Below are 13,744 nucleotides of genomic sequence, written 5' to 3' on the forward strand. Positions count from 1 at the left end.
TTGCCAATTAAGAATCCTTAATGTTTCAATGAATGATGTTCCAAAAAGGATTTTTTTTACGATTCGGAAAACTAAGTTCCTTTCTAGCTTTGGATGTGCTCCTCTCCCTTTCCGCCAACCTTTCTTTTTTTTCCCTGTATCTAAACGAAAAAATCCGCCCCACACTGTTTCTCTTTTATTTAAGTTCCGTTTGGGCCCTCTACTTAGCCGATCATTTATGGGACGCAAAAAGAGAAAAAGAACCTCTCTCCGAAAGAGGAGCCTTCTATTTACGATTCCGCTTTGCCATTGTTAGTTCCCTAATTTTATCTTCCTTTGTTTCCCTATTCATTGGAATCTCTTTTGAATTCTCTTTTCTTTGGAATCACCTTCCCTATTTACTTTCCTTTGTTTTATTTTTTGTTTTAATTGTGACGAAACTTTCCCCTATCCCCAAAGAAATTTTGGTATCAGGATTTTATACTCTGGGAGTGCTTCTCCCCTTTTCTTTGTTTGGTGGTTCTGACCCAATAGTTTGGATTTTTTTTCTCCACGTATTTGCCAATGTCCTTCTCACCTACAATACAGACCGCGAGTTTGACGAGCAGCAAAGAACCTTTACCTTAATCCAATACGGGAAACCAAAAACGATAAAAACCTTTGTGCATTGGCTTTTGGGAATTGGGACTTCTTTCCTCCTTTGGGCTTGGATTTTTCAAAACCACTCGGGTGGATTTCTTATCGGGATGGGAATCTCTTATTTCTGGCTCGGTGTTTGTAGTTTGCAAAAAGAGAAAGGTATCGGATTCAAGTCCCTTTGCGAACTTTCCTACCTTCCGATGTTCCTACCCCAGATCATTTTTTTCTTCTCCCTACTTCCTTAAAAATTAGGGTGGGTTTATGTGGTTACTCATCGTACATTTGTTTGCACTTTTCCTTTTTGCCTTCCTCTACTCTTTCCGATTTCGAAAATTAGTGCCAAACCCTAACCTAAATATCCTTTTGCAAATCCAAGCGGCCTCTAAAGACTGGAAATCCACTCCGTATTTGGTCCTCCTTATCGGTTTTGCCCTCTTCCTCCTCCTCCCTCTGACCTTGGGATTTTCCTTTTACCTCCGGACGGATGCAAACGTCGTGGTTGTCATCGTTTGGATCATTTGGGCCTACAATTGGAGTAAATACACGTTCTGGAGAGAATAATGTACTTCCCTTATGACTTCCCTCTCGTTTTCTGGTCTTAGGTAATCCACGATAACGGGGTTAAGGAATGAAAATTGTTGTTCTAGTAAAGCAGGTTCCGGACACGGAAACCAATATCAAGGTCGGTGACAAATCGATCAACGAAGCTGGCGTAAAATGGATCATCTCTCCTTATGATGAATTTGCAATCGAAGAGGGAATCAGAATTCGTGAAAAAAGCGGTGGAGAAGTCATCGCAGTGTCCCTCGGTCCAGACCGTGCAGTCGAAGCTCTTCGCACTGCTTACGCAATGGGTGTGGACAGAGCCGTTCATGTAAAAGTGGATGACTATGTAACTTTTGATTCTACATACACTTCCGAACTTCTAGCAAATCTCATCAAAGCAGAAAACGCAGATGTAGTCATCGGTGGTCGTCAATCAATCGACACTGACAGCTCACAAGTTGTTGTTCAAATTGCAGAGAGATTGAATGTTCCTCACGTAGCTATGGCCCTCAAACTTGAGTTTGACGGAAACAAAGTAACTGCAACAAGAGAAATCGAAGGTGGAACTGAAGTTGTAGAAACTTCTGCTCCTCTAGCAGTAACTGCTCAAAAAGGTTTGAATGAACCAAGATACCCAAGTTTAAAAGGTATCATGTCTGCGAAGAAAAAACCGGTAGATGTTAAAAAACCGGAAGAACTCGGAGCAACAGGATCTAAACTCGAAGTAGTATCTCTTGAACCACCTCCTCCACGTATCGCTGGTCGAAAACTGGAAGCGGCAGATGCACAAGGTTTTGCATCTCAACTTGTAAAAGCTCTTCGCGAAGAAGCGAAGGTCATCTAAGGAGACGAACATGGCTGATGTTTTAGTAGTTGGTGAATTAAAAAACGGCGAACTTAAAAAAATCTCAAAAGAACTTACCTCTGCAGGTCGCAAAATTGCGGACTCCATTGGTGGAAAAGTTCATACAGTAATCATTACTGACAACGTAGATGCGTTTGCTTCCGATTTGAAAGCGGTTGGTGCTGATACAGTCATCGGTGCAAACCTTGGTGAATTTTCTCCAGAAGGTTATGCAAATGGAATTTTTGCAATCATCCAAGAGAAAAAACCAGCAGTGGTATTGATTCCACACTCTGCACAAGGAAAAGAATACTCCGCGAGAGTAGCGATCAAGGCAAATGCTGGTATCGTTGCTGATGCAGTGGGTCTTTCTGTTGACGGTGGCAAAGTGGTAGCGAAGAAACCGATTTACTCTGGAAAAGCGTATGCAAATTTCAAAGTAACTTCTGACATCCAAATCTTTACAGTACGTGCAAACTCCCAAGAAGTAACTCCAAAAGATGGAGCGGGTGCTGTTGAAAAATCTGGTGCTTCCGCTGGTGAAGTAAGAACTAAGTCTCTTTCTAAAGATCTTTCTGGTGGAAACAAAGTACAACTTGCTGATGCTTCTATCATTGTATCTGGCGGACGCGGAATCAAAGGACCAGAAAACTGGCCTATCATCCAAGACCTAGCAGACACACTCGGAGCAGCACTTGGTGCTTCCCGTGCGACTGTAGATGCAGGATGGATTTCTCACTCCCACCAAGTAGGACAAACAGGTAAAACTGTCTCCCCTAACTGTTACATTGCTTGCGGTATCTCTGGAGCCATCCAACACTTAGCGGGTATGGGATCTTCTAAATACATCGTTGCCATCAACAAAGATGGAGACGCTCCTATTTTCAAAGTAGCGACTTACGGTGTAGTAGCTGACCTTTTTGAAGTAGTGCCTGCACTTACTTCTGAGTTCAAAAAAGTATTGGGTTAATTCCCAATACGAACCTTCGTCCTTTGAGGAACTTACTTCCAAAATTTACGATCGTTGTTCTTTTCTTTGTCCAAACGGGTTTCCTTTGGGCAGAGGAAGGAAGAGATCGTCTAAGCGCCGTCATCGGCAAAATGAATTCTCTCGAAAGTTTTCGCGCCTCTGTTACCATCAATGGTGGACTCACCGGTGTCGTTTCTTTCAAAAGCCCAAACCAACTCCATGTTCGCTTCAGTGACGGAAGGATCATATCCTCCAACGGTCGAATTTTGTGGTTTTATAATCCAGACTCATCCATTGCAGGAAAACAGGATTTACGAGGTGTTTCCGGGGGTCTAGGTGGACTTTTGTCTGGTTACGAAAATGTGTCAGTAAGTGGCAGAACTTTTCGTCTTACTTCTAATACCAAGAGGTATAATGAAATTATCTTGGTTGTTTCCGATAACGACCTCCCTCGTGTACTCAAAATGAAACGTTCCGATGAAGAAATTACTGAAGTGGCTTTCTCTGGCATTGCTACAAATATTGGTCTCGGAACTGGACTCTTCAACTTCCAACCTCCCACAAGCTCACAAATTGTTGAGAACCCTCTCAACCAAAAGGAGTAATTGTGACTCCGGTCTCTCGTACAGAAGCACACCGCGTATTTGCCGATTTGTATCGTAAAACACGTACGCCGGAACACCAACAACTGATCGATGAAGCCATTTTAAAATCAAACGACGTCTTTATCCGAATTGATCTCATCCGTAAAGTAGATGAGGATTATGAAGCCAAAAACAAACCTAAAAAAGAAGATGGCCGTGATCGTGGACTTCCCGAAAGAGAACAACCTCGCAGAGAAAATGCAAAACCATACGCAAGCCCAACACCGGATCCAAAACCAAAACGTTCGAGTGATTTAGTCACAATCGATAGTGCTAAACAAAAGCAGAACCCGGCAAAAAAAAGAGTCATCGAACCAAGACAAGGTGGCGGACTGCTTGCTGGTCTTTTTGGTGGTGGTGCGGGTAGTGTAAATAACTCTATCAGCAAATACGGAAGAGATACGGGAACGATAGACATTGGCCTTTTTGGTCGAAACCCCACCATCTCCAACAATGTGGAAAAACTTTTTCGTGGGATGAAAGAAGATGTTCTCATTCCTACCATCCAAGCCCTTCGTGTTTCCGAACAACAAGGTTGGAGGATTTGGACTCCACTGGTTTACAATATCATAAATAACTTTAATAAGTTCTTCAATGCCTTCGCCTCTTTAGATGCACTCATTTTGGACAAAATTTCTGCTGATATCTTTTTGGAACGTTCCCTAAAGATGCAGATGTTTTATGTAAGGTTTCTCCAAAGAAACGACGCAAGTGACATCATCCTATCCAATCTTCCTGACATTGTAAAAATGGATGATAAACTCACACCGAAACTGAGTAAAATTATGGAAGGTGTTGGTTACGCATTAAACCTCGAGAACACAAAACCCAAGTTATCTGAAGCAATCACCGCATTTTATATTGTAGCAAAGAAAAAAATGTTCACTTGGCCTGAGATTGTTGCTGACCTACGAGTGCCCATCATCCAAGAACATAAATTCCAGGCAGCGCGAGAAATCCAAAAGGAAGTTGAGATCACTGTTGCCAAACTCTCCGACGATATCAACACTCGTTCCTTCAAAATGGAAGAGTTACAAAATCTTAGATCTCGTTATTTCTCTATTGATAACAAAGGAAAAATCAGCTTTGATTTTTTGAATGTTGTCGTAGATGATTTTATGGCACACCACATGCCAGAATCGGCAAAAAGCCAAACGGTAAAAAACAGTTATAAATCACAACCACATAGACTTGTATACTTGTTACTCCGTGATTTACAAACCGTATACATTAACTTAATCGAAGGTTATATTCGTCTTGGTGATAAAAATCAAAATCAAGAACTCCTTCTCGTCCAACCGGGACTTTTTCGAAATGAAATTGACCAATTGAATTCCCTCGTTCGAACCATTGACAATTTTAATAAAAAATTCCCCAGTTTCCAATATAGTTTCCAACAGTATGGAATGGACTATAGCACCGGTAATGCGGCCAATGACCAGATTGCGGGAACCATAGTTCAGGCCTTACTCGAAGCTTCCGAGTTTTTTGGAAGTTTTGCAGGTAAACTCAATATCATTGTGGAAAACCATTTGATGGCAAAAGTTACCGAGTCTAAAGGGAAAACAAATGATAAAATTGCATCCACAAAAGACAAAGTCATCGAAGAAGTCAAAATCGCACAAAGATTCATTCCTCATTTTGATAAGTATGTAGTGGCGAAAGAAAGAATCAATGGGATGAAAGTAGAGGATGTTTTTATCCAATTCACCAAATATCTGTATAATTATGCGGTGATTTTCAAAGATCCGACAACAACATCAAAACTAACTGCTCACCGCAAAATCGAACAAGAACTGATCAAATTAAATAAAGAATATGAAAGACTCACTTACTCCAGCTTCCACAAAGAAGCAGGCAGTAACGTTGGAAGTTCAGAATCTTCCGAGAACCAAGAAAGTTCTGAACCTATAGATCTTTCTGAAACAGAAGGAGAAACATGAGAGTCCTTACTGGCTTGCAACCCTCTGGAAAACTTCACTTAGGTAATTATTTTTCTGCGATCAAAAAAATCTTGGATTATCAATCCACAGAAGACTTATTTCTTTTTATTGCCAACCTACATGCTCTCACAACATTCCGATCTAAAGAAGAATTGAGAGATTTTACTTTGGAATGTGCGATCGACTTACTCGCACTAGGTGTAAATCCAAATAAATCTGTGTTTTGGGTACAAAGCGATGTTCCTGAAGTCACAGAACTCACATGGTATTTATCACAATCCATTACGGTATCCCAATTACAATTGGCTCATTCTTTTAAAGACAAAGTAGCCAAAGGATTTGTTCCAGGCGCTGGACTTTTTACTTATCCGGTACTTATGGCCAGTGACATTTTACTTTTTTCTGCTGAAAAAGTTCCTGTAGGGAAGGACCAAAAACAACATCTCGAATTTGCTCGAGACATTGCCGAAAAATTCAATGCGCAATTTGGGCAAACCTTGACAATCCCTGAACCAGATATCGATGAAAACACGGCCACTGTCCCAGGAGTGGATGGTGCAAAGATGTCCAAGTCTTACAAAAACACAATCGACTTCTTTGGAACGGAAAAAGAGATTAAAAAGAAAGTGATGTCAATAGTCAGTGATTCCAAAGCAGTGGAAGAACCCAAAGACCCAGAAACATCTGTTATCTTCCAAATCCACTCACTCTTCCTAACACCCGCAGAAAAATCAGCACAAATGGAAAAATACAAACAAGGTGGGTCCGGATATGGAGATCTAAAAAAAGATCTTTTGGATTCCATCCTCAGTCATTTTGCACCTTACCGAAACAAACGCGAAGAACTCACACAAAACTTAGATTATGTGCACCAAGTTCTAAAAGAAGGAAAAGAAAAAGCAAAATCCGTGGCACAATCAAAACTAGAAGAAGTAAGAAAAACCTTAGGGATCTATCCTTTTTAATTTCTAAAGAACCAAAGTTCACTATTTCCCACCTATTCCTGTATGAAACAGGAGATCTATCTTCTTCCTAGAGCCGATTTTAGTTGGTTTTGTTTGGGAATTTGTGGGACAGCCTTTCTTTTAAAACTAGGAATGAAAGTTCCCGGGTTTCATTCGACACTCATTTTTTTCTTCCTCATACTTCTCATTCTATACACCATCCTACCTAAAACCTTTCCTCGTAACCTTGACAAGAGGGTTTACCTTTCTCTCTTAGCATCGATTTTATTTTTAATATTTGCCAACGTGCATTCAGGCCCACGCCAGAAAATCATCCATCCTCTCTTTCGCTCTTACTTAGAAACCCAACTAAAAGAATCTCCTCTTACCAAGTTTGAATCAAGGATTGTGATGGGTTTTGTGACGGGCTCCACAAAGGAAATTCCAGGAAGTTTCAAAGATATTGCAAAAGAATCAGGGATCCTTCATCTGTTTGCTGCCTCTGGGCTTCATTTAGGAATTTTTATCGGTTCCTTACAATTTTTAGGAAACCTTTGTTTCCGAAAAAGAAAATGGATCTCCCTCATCCTTTCGTTAGGTGTTGGTTTTCTCTATTTGGCGGCATTGGACTTTCCTGTTTCTTTTTTACGAGCTTACCTCTTTGTATTTTTATCCCTTGTGGCATCGTTGTTTTATAGAAAGATTGGGCCGGCCGATTTACTTGCGATCTCTAGCGCATGTATTGCATTTTTTCTTTTTCATGATTTTTTGAGCATTGGATTTCTATTATCCTTTGGTGCTGTGTTTGGAATTTTTTTCCTAAAACCAAGTTTTGACCAAATCCTTCTGCCAAAATCCAAATCCATTTTCAAAGAGAATCTCCACTTAACACTTGCTTGTTCTCTTAGCACTTTTCCTATTTTAGTTTATTACTTCCGATCTTTTTCTTTTGGAGGGATCTGGATCAATTTTCTTTTGGTTCCTATGGCGGGGATTCTTCTTCCCACACTTTATCTTAGTTTCTTTCTCCAGTCCATCCTTCCAGAGTTTTTTGTGGACCAACTTTCGTCTTGGATTTGGGTTCCTGCCTCTTTCGAATTGTCTATCTTCTTAAAACTATTTCATACATTGGCAACTTTTGGTAGAGGGTATAAAACTTGGGCTACTATTCCCATGGCTCTTTGTTTTATTTCGACCCTCCTTACCATTGGGTTCGCACTTTATCCCAAACTTCGTTTCTTAAAATTTCCCTTAGTCAAAACCCCTCTCTACCTTTTACCCACTATCTTTTTGATTGTTTCTTATTTTTTCCCGACGATCCACATCCCCGCACTTCAAACAAAACTCAGAAAAGGAAATCTTTCCATTCGGCACGGAGACCATTTGTATATTTTTGGAACTTGTTATTCCAAAGGATTAACAGAACCCACAGCAGGCCTCCCTCCCCCAAAATTCATTTCCTTTGAATCAGAATCCTGTCTCCGAGGAATTTTAGCCTCAATGAACAAATACCAAATAACAGATGTTTTCTGGCATGGGACAAAGAAGTCCCTAGAGTGGATTTCCAAGTTCCAACTTCCCATAAAACCAAAGGAAACAGAAATCCTTGGGGCAGGGATGAATCCATTATTTTCCATTATCCGGTTTGATGGAAATCCGAAGGAGGTGGGACGGTTTTTAAAACAAACAAAACTGGCAGACAAGTCCAGGACCGACCCCAAATGGAAGGGAGTCCTTCTTTTGGACTTTCCACCTTGGAAAAAAAAGGAAGCGAAAGAATGGATCCAATACCAAAAACTACTTGGGATTTCTACTGCCTGGAAAATGATACTCGTTGAGGAAACTTTTGAAATCCCCATACGCGACCATCTCCAATATACAAACCTTCTTTGAAGCCAAAGGCATTCGAGCGCAAAAGAAATTTGGGCAAAACTTCCTCATCGACCAAAACATAGTCAATTTTATCGTTAACTCCACTGAACCACTGCTAAATGACAAGTCAACTGTCCTTGCTGAAATTGGGATAGGTCTTGGAACTCTAACCTACCCTGTCCTCAGTCTAGACAAAAAAACATATCTTTTTGAAATCGACAACGCTTACATCCAATTAACCAAAGAAGAAATTTTACCTAAGTTTCCAAAAGCCGTACTCTTTGAAGGAGATGCTTTAGAAAATCTATTCTATATCTATAATGAAAAAGTATTTGTATTTGGAAATTTACCTTACCACCTAACTACAGAAATCATAAACACCCTTGTCATCCACTGCCGCCATTTCCAGGGTGGGATTTTTATGGTACAAAAGGAATTTGCCGAACGCCTAGTGAAAGAAACCTCTTCGTTATCTGTTTTTCTTTCTGCATTTTGTGAAGTGAAGTATTTAAAAACCGTCCATAAAAACTGTTTTTTTCCCATTCCCAAAATCCATTCCGCCCTCATCCTACTCAGTCCCAAAAAAGAAACAAAACAGAACCAGTGGAAACTCACAACCGACAGGGATGTGGAGCTCTGGTCGCGAATGCTTCGCACGTTATTTTGGGGAAAACGAAAACAAATCCAAGTAAGTCTCAGAGAATCTCCGTTTTCCGAAGATCCAGACTTTAGGGAAGCGTTAGGGAAAGCCATCCAATCGGCGGGGGTTCCTCCCACGGCAAGGCCGGAAGAATTGAACCGAGAACAATTTCTGACCCTGGGTCAACATTTACTTGACTATTTGTCAAAATGATGTCAAATTTACTCCGCCATGTTCGAGAATTTTACACCTCCGCCCATTGTCACTTATGCCATCCCTGTATTCTTCCTCCTGATTGGGATCGAAGTCTACATTGGTTACCGTAAAAACAAAGCCCTCTACCGGTTGAATGATTCCATTGCGGACCTAAGCACAGGAATTGTTTCGCAAATTTGGGGACTCTTCCAAAAGGGAATCGGACTCTTTGCATACTTCTATATTTATGAGCACTTTCGTTTTTTTGAATTTGCCATGACAAACCCTTGGGCTTGGATCCTTTGCATTGTGGGTCAAGACTTCTGTTATTACTGGTCCCATCGTTTAGCTCACGAAGTGAACATTCTCTGGGCAGGACATGTCATCCACCACCACAGTGAAGAATACAACTTAGTTGTGGCCCTTAGACAAACCGGACTTGGTGGAATCGTTACCTGGATTTTCTACGTTCCTTTGGCCCTCATCGGGTTCCATCCTTGGATGTATCTGGCCAGTGGACAATTGAACCTCATCTACCAATTTTGGGTGCATACAAAAGCCGTGGGTAAAATTGGAAAGATTGGAGAATACATTCTCTCTACTCCTTCCCACCACCGAGTCCACCATGCAATCAATCCCATCTACATTGATAAAAACCATGGTGGAATCTTTATCCTCTTTGATCGGATGTTTGGAACTTTCAGGGAAGAAACAGAACCTTGTGTTTATGGAACAGTCAAACCACTCAAAAGTTTTAATCCAGTTTATGCCAACGTCCATTATTATTGGGAACTTTTGAAACAAGCAGCAAGTGCGCCCTATTTCTTAGATAAAATTCGGGTCTTTTTCAAACCACCGGGTTGGTATCCCAGAGAAGGAACAAAACCTGCGGGATTTTTACCCATTCCGGAAGTGCGTCCTGAGACTTTCCATAAATATGATCCCAAACCACAACCAGAGGTGAGAACCTATACCACCACTTGGTTTGTTTTGGTTCTTCTTTTGTCCTTTTCCTTCCTTCTCTTTGTGGCCAAATTTTCTTTTCTGTCTCAAGTGCTTGTGACTATTTGGGTGACTTTCTCCCTTGTGGCGATCAACGCCCTCATTGAAGGAAAATCTTGGGCGGGGGCGATGGAAATTGGACGTTTACTCTTTGGTTTTCTCGTAATTGCCTACTTTGATGTGGGTTGGGCCTACTATGCCATTGGTATTGTTTGCCTGCTTGTGGCAGGAATCTACCTCTACCGAACGAATGGCCAAAAAGCCCAAGCCGTTTGAACCTAGATCTCACAAAGGAACACCAACTTTCTACCAGAATCTCTTCTGGTAGAAAGGATTGATTCCTATCGGCTGGAATCTGACCGTCAGAAATCCATTTACCCTCAACTAAACCTCGTTCTCTAATCAATTTCCTGAAAGAAAAACGGATGACCTGAAAACCAGTCTCAGTGTTATGTCACATAAATGCCATGTTTGGGGCGGATTTCCAGACCGTTCGCCTTGACCGGACGGGTGACCGTGAGAATTTGGCATTGCACCATAGTTTATGAGGCAAAATGAGATGAAGCGAAACCGTAGTTACTATATCATTCTGGTCTTAATCCTATTCGTAGTGACCTATTCCGCCTATGCGGCCTACCAAAAGCAAAAAAATGGTCCCGTATTTTTGGACAACCATGTCTTCCAACGTTACAATGAACAATGGGGCCTCTGGGTGGACCTAAATGCTGAGAAAAAAAGCCTTCTCGAGAAGGCCTCCGAGTTTGGAATCCTAGCCCAAGAGGTGATGGAGATCAACCAACTGAAGGAAGCAGATCTGGGACGCCTAAAACGCTCCATTTTCTTTCCTTATTCCGCAGAATACATGCGGGGGCTCCAAGAAAGAGAACTCTTTCGTGAAACCGTAGAGTCTCCCATCGACCAATTCATCTGGCCCGTCCTTCCTAATAATAAATCTAGAATTTCTTCGCGGATCGGAAGGCGTTGGAACACCTGGCACACGGGTCTCGACATCGCCATTCCTAAAAAATCCATTGTCCTTGCTGCTGCCGACGGAGTGGTCGAAGAAGCGGGCCGAGGTGGTGACTATGGTCTGGCAGTCAAAATTTACCACCATGACATGAACCACTTCCATACTGTTTACGGACACAACCAAGAGTTACTCGTAAAGCCGGGGGATGAGGTAAGAAAAGGACAAATCATTGCCTTTTCTGGAAACACAGGAAAGTCCACGGGTCCTCATGTCCATTTCGAAGTCCGATTTCATAATGTGTATTTAAATCCTGAAAACTTTCTCACTCCCTACGAAGAAGGAGTTGCCACAAGCATAGTCGGATTTGCAGACTAAGTATTAGTGACTAACCTGACAAAGAACAGTTGGACGGACGAAATTTACGACCGTCTGACAACCATCATACCAAAAAGTCCAGGCATTGCCTGTTTTGATTTTGATAACACCCTCATTCGCAACGATTTTGGTGAAAAAATCATGGAAGAACTCCTCCATGATGGACTTAAATTTGTTCCAAAAGATTTATCTGATTTTTTTCGTGATAAAGAACTTTGGAAAGACCATACGGAAATCAATACAGAGGAAAAAGAACGTTTGATTTGGGAAGAATATTCCTACCAGTTAAAGGAATACGGAATCGAAAGAGGATACCGTTGGACAAGTTTTATCTTCCAAGGAATGGACAAACAGGAATACTACGAAGTGTCCCGCCGTGCTTGGGAGAGAGTGAACATTCTCGATCGTGATTCCGGTGTGTTTCCGCAAGTGGAAATGAAGGACCTCATCGCTTATTTGAACCATCATGATTGGACTGTGTACATTGTGACCGCATCCCCGGAACCGGGAATTGCCGCCATTGCCCACCTTTTTCCTGTGGAAGAATCCAAGGTCATTGGAATGAGACAAGAGTTAGGTGAGAATGGGAAGTTCAGTCACCGACTGATTGAACCTTATACTTACGGAGAAGGAAAAGTAAAAGCCATCGAAGAAAGAGTTGGGGTATATCCAGACCTTGCTTTCGGAGATTCCTTCAATGATTTTCCTATGTTATGCCGTGCCAAACAAATGGCAGTGGCTATCAACCGAGACAATCCAGAGTTTGCCTCTGCCTGTGCCGCCAAAGGGATTTATATCCAACCCTACTTTGTTTACCAACCCGTACCCAGATGAACCGACTTTATTTAGTATCCAATTCCATTGGAAACGATGCCGACATCCCACCGCGCACCAAAACCTTGTTAGAGGAAGCCGACTGGATCCTGGGAGAAGAACAAAGAACTACTTCTACTTTTTTAAAGAAATTAGGAATCTCAAAACCCTTTGATCTTGTGAACGAACATTCCTCGCGTAAAGATATGGATGAAATTGCAATGAAGCTGGCGACCACCAAACGGACCTGCCTCATCTCTGATTCGGGAAGCCCGGGGCTCGAAGATCCAGGCAAATGGCTTGTCCCTCTCGCTTGGGAAATGGGTGTCGAAGTTCGCTCGGCACCTGGGCCCACAGCCCTAATCGCAGCCCTCACTAGTTCTGGGTTTGCCACCTCTCCCTTTCTCTTTTTGGGATTTTTGCCCAGAGAGGAAAAGGAAAGAGAACGAAGCCTGAAACAATACATTGGTCTTGGCATTACCATTGCCTTCTACGAAACAGCATACCGTGCCAAACACTGCCTGGAAACCCTGGCAAAAATCCTTCCCGGAGACCGCCAAGTTTTCCTCGCCCTTGGAATCTCCATGGCAAGTGAAACGAGCTTTCGCGGTTCGGCCAAAGAGGTTCACAAAAATTTCCCACAAGGCCTAAAACTCCCACCTGTCTTTGTCATTGAAGAGAAAAAAGAAAGGTCGAAACGTTAGTTTGTTGACAGTACCTCTGTTATATTGGACGCTTGGACAATGGTAAGTAAAGTAGAGCAACCGACTGACGGAATTGAACAATTGATTTCAGAATCTGGCGATTATATAACAGATGTCGTCAAAGAAAATCTGAAACTCATCCGTCATACGAAAGGTTTTTCTTTGGACAAACTCGCAAACCGATGTGGTGTGAGCCGAGCGATGTTGTCGCAAATCGAACAAGGGAAGTCCGTTCCGACGATTTCTGTTTTGTGGAAAATTGCAAACGGACTCAATGTTCCCTTTTCCGAACTCCTCAAAGAAAAAAACCAAGATGGAATCCATGTCCTCAAAGTAGAAAACTCAAAAGTTCTCTATTCCAATTCCAAAGTCTTTGCAAGCCGTGCGCTTTTTCCTTTTCTTGGAAACCGCAAAACAGAGTTTTATGAACTTATGTTAAAACCTGGTGGACATGAAGTTGCCGAACCACACAAAACAGGAACTACTGAAAACTTAGTTGTTGTTTCCGGCAAACTGCGGTTACGTGTTGGTGAAAAAGTTGTAGAACTAGAACCAAAAGATTCTGTATTTTTTAAAGCCGATGTTTCGCATGAGTATTCCAATCCAACAGACCAAGAAACGCTGATGTATCTTGTTATGGATTATACGGACGAAATAGGTTAAG

Annotated in this window: 14 protein-coding genes; all 14 read left to right on the forward strand. The window is 41.8% G+C overall.

Going from position 1 to position 13,744, the window contains the following annotated elements; translation table 11 throughout:
• The first annotated feature begins 32 nt into the window (after nt 1–32).
• The 14 genes from LEP1GSC195_RS08750 to LEP1GSC195_RS08815 all read left to right on the forward strand — a co-directional run bounded on the left by LEP1GSC195_RS08750 (nt 33) and on the right by LEP1GSC195_RS08815 (nt 13,743).
• Nucleotides 33–863, forward strand: a complete 831-nt coding sequence (locus tag LEP1GSC195_RS08750; protein WP_232227744.1) for a hypothetical protein — start codon at nt 33–35, stop codon at nt 861–863.
• 16 nt (nt 864–879) lie between these two features.
• Nucleotides 880–1,179 (forward strand): LIC10362 family protein, encoded by a 300-nt coding sequence (locus LEP1GSC195_RS08755; RefSeq protein WP_015680784.1) that lies wholly within the window; start codon nt 880–882, stop codon nt 1,177–1,179.
• A 67-nt stretch (nt 1,180–1,246) separates the two neighbouring features.
• Nucleotides 1,247–2,008 carry an electron transfer flavoprotein subunit beta/FixA family protein gene (locus tag LEP1GSC195_RS08760; protein WP_015681523.1) on the forward strand — a complete coding sequence of 254 codons (762 nt, stop codon included), beginning with the start codon at nt 1,247–1,249 and terminating at the stop codon, nt 2,006–2,008.
• A gap of 10 nt (nt 2,009–2,018) precedes the next feature.
• Nucleotides 2,019–2,978: an electron transfer flavoprotein subunit alpha/FixB family protein gene (locus tag LEP1GSC195_RS08765; RefSeq protein ID WP_015680830.1), complete on the forward strand. Its 960-nt coding sequence runs from the start codon at nt 2,019–2,021 to the stop codon at nt 2,976–2,978.
• Nucleotides 2,979–3,001: 23 nt separating this feature from the next.
• The gene (locus LEP1GSC195_RS08770; protein WP_015681202.1) at nt 3,002–3,583 is read left to right on the forward strand and encodes a LolA family protein; all 582 of its coding nucleotides are present in this window, start codon (nt 3,002–3,004) and stop codon (nt 3,581–3,583) included.
• A 2-nt stretch (nt 3,584–3,585) separates the two neighbouring features.
• Nucleotides 3,586–5,565, forward strand: coding sequence for a hypothetical protein (locus LEP1GSC195_RS08775; RefSeq protein ID WP_015680505.1), 1,980 nt, complete (start codon nt 3,586–3,588; stop codon nt 5,563–5,565).
• The gene (trpS, locus tag LEP1GSC195_RS08780) at nt 5,562–6,530 is read left to right on the forward strand and encodes a tryptophan--tRNA ligase (protein WP_015682498.1); all 969 of its coding nucleotides are present in this window, start codon (nt 5,562–5,564) and stop codon (nt 6,528–6,530) included. Before LEP1GSC195_RS08775 ends, trpS begins: the two co-directional genes overlap by 4 nt.
• A 42-nt stretch (nt 6,531–6,572) precedes the next feature.
• Nucleotides 6,573–8,402 carry a ComEC/Rec2 family competence protein gene (locus LEP1GSC195_RS08785; RefSeq protein WP_015681852.1) on the forward strand — a complete coding sequence of 610 codons (1,830 nt, stop codon included), beginning with the start codon at nt 6,573–6,575 and terminating at the stop codon, nt 8,400–8,402.
• A complete protein-coding gene (gene rsmA / locus LEP1GSC195_RS08790; RefSeq protein ID WP_015680856.1) occupies nt 8,356–9,234 on the forward strand; it encodes a 16S rRNA (adenine(1518)-N(6)/adenine(1519)-N(6))-dimethyltransferase RsmA in 879 nt (292 codons plus the stop codon). The genes LEP1GSC195_RS08785 and rsmA overlap by 47 nt, the downstream gene beginning before the upstream one ends.
• 18 nt (nt 9,235–9,252) lie before the next feature.
• On the forward strand, nt 9,253–10,494 hold the full coding sequence (locus LEP1GSC195_RS08795; protein WP_015682685.1) for a sterol desaturase family protein: 1,242 nt from the start codon (nt 9,253–9,255) through the stop codon (nt 10,492–10,494).
• 283 nt (nt 10,495–10,777) lie between these two features.
• Complete coding sequence (locus tag LEP1GSC195_RS08800; protein ID WP_015681917.1) at nt 10,778–11,563, forward strand: M23 family metallopeptidase; 786 nt, start codon at nt 10,778–10,780, stop codon at nt 11,561–11,563.
• 6 nt (nt 11,564–11,569) lie between these two features.
• Entirely contained in the window at nt 11,570–12,397 is an 828-nt protein-coding gene (locus tag LEP1GSC195_RS08805) for an HAD family hydrolase (protein WP_015681393.1), read from the forward strand.
• Nucleotides 12,394–13,080 (forward strand): 16S rRNA (cytidine(1402)-2'-O)-methyltransferase, encoded by a 687-nt coding sequence (rsmI, locus tag LEP1GSC195_RS08810; protein ID WP_015681706.1) that lies wholly within the window; start codon nt 12,394–12,396, stop codon nt 13,078–13,080. Before LEP1GSC195_RS08805 ends, rsmI begins: the two co-directional genes overlap by 4 nt.
• A gap of 39 nt (nt 13,081–13,119) precedes the next feature.
• On the forward strand, nt 13,120–13,743 hold the full coding sequence (locus LEP1GSC195_RS08815; protein WP_040507030.1) for a helix-turn-helix domain-containing protein: 624 nt from the start codon (nt 13,120–13,122) through the stop codon (nt 13,741–13,743).
• Nucleotide 13,744: the final 1 nt, after the last annotated feature.

It is taken from the genome of Leptospira wolbachii serovar Codice str. CDC (assembly GCF_000332515.2).
Classification (GTDB): Bacteria; Spirochaetota; Leptospiria; order Leptospirales; family Leptospiraceae; genus Leptospira_A; species Leptospira_A wolbachii.

Bases quoted from the DNA above. Each gene is read 5' to 3' on its own strand.
- LEP1GSC195_RS08750 (WP_232227744.1), top strand. From the start codon at position 33: ATGATGTTCCAAAAAGGATTTTTTTTACGATTCGGAAAACTAAGTTCC.
- LEP1GSC195_RS08755 (WP_015680784.1), top strand. From the start codon at position 880: ATGTGGTTACTCATCGTACATTTGTTTGCACTTTTCCTTTTTGCCTTC.
- LEP1GSC195_RS08760 (WP_015681523.1), top strand. From the start codon at position 1,247: ATGAAAATTGTTGTTCTAGTAAAGCAGGTTCCGGACACGGAAACCAAT.
- LEP1GSC195_RS08765 (WP_015680830.1), top strand. From the start codon at position 2,019: ATGGCTGATGTTTTAGTAGTTGGTGAATTAAAAAACGGCGAACTTAAA.
- trpS (WP_015682498.1), top strand. From the start codon at position 5,562: ATGAGAGTCCTTACTGGCTTGCAACCCTCTGGAAAACTTCACTTAGGT.
- LEP1GSC195_RS08785 (WP_015681852.1), top strand. From the start codon at position 6,573: ATGAAACAGGAGATCTATCTTCTTCCTAGAGCCGATTTTAGTTGGTTT.
- LEP1GSC195_RS08795 (WP_015682685.1), top strand. From the start codon at position 9,253: ATGTTCGAGAATTTTACACCTCCGCCCATTGTCACTTATGCCATCCCT.
- LEP1GSC195_RS08800 (WP_015681917.1), top strand. From the start codon at position 10,778: ATGAAGCGAAACCGTAGTTACTATATCATTCTGGTCTTAATCCTATTC.
- rsmI (WP_015681706.1), top strand. From the start codon at position 12,394: ATGAACCGACTTTATTTAGTATCCAATTCCATTGGAAACGATGCCGAC.
- LEP1GSC195_RS08815 (WP_040507030.1), top strand. From the start codon at position 13,120: ATGGTAAGTAAAGTAGAGCAACCGACTGACGGAATTGAACAATTGATT.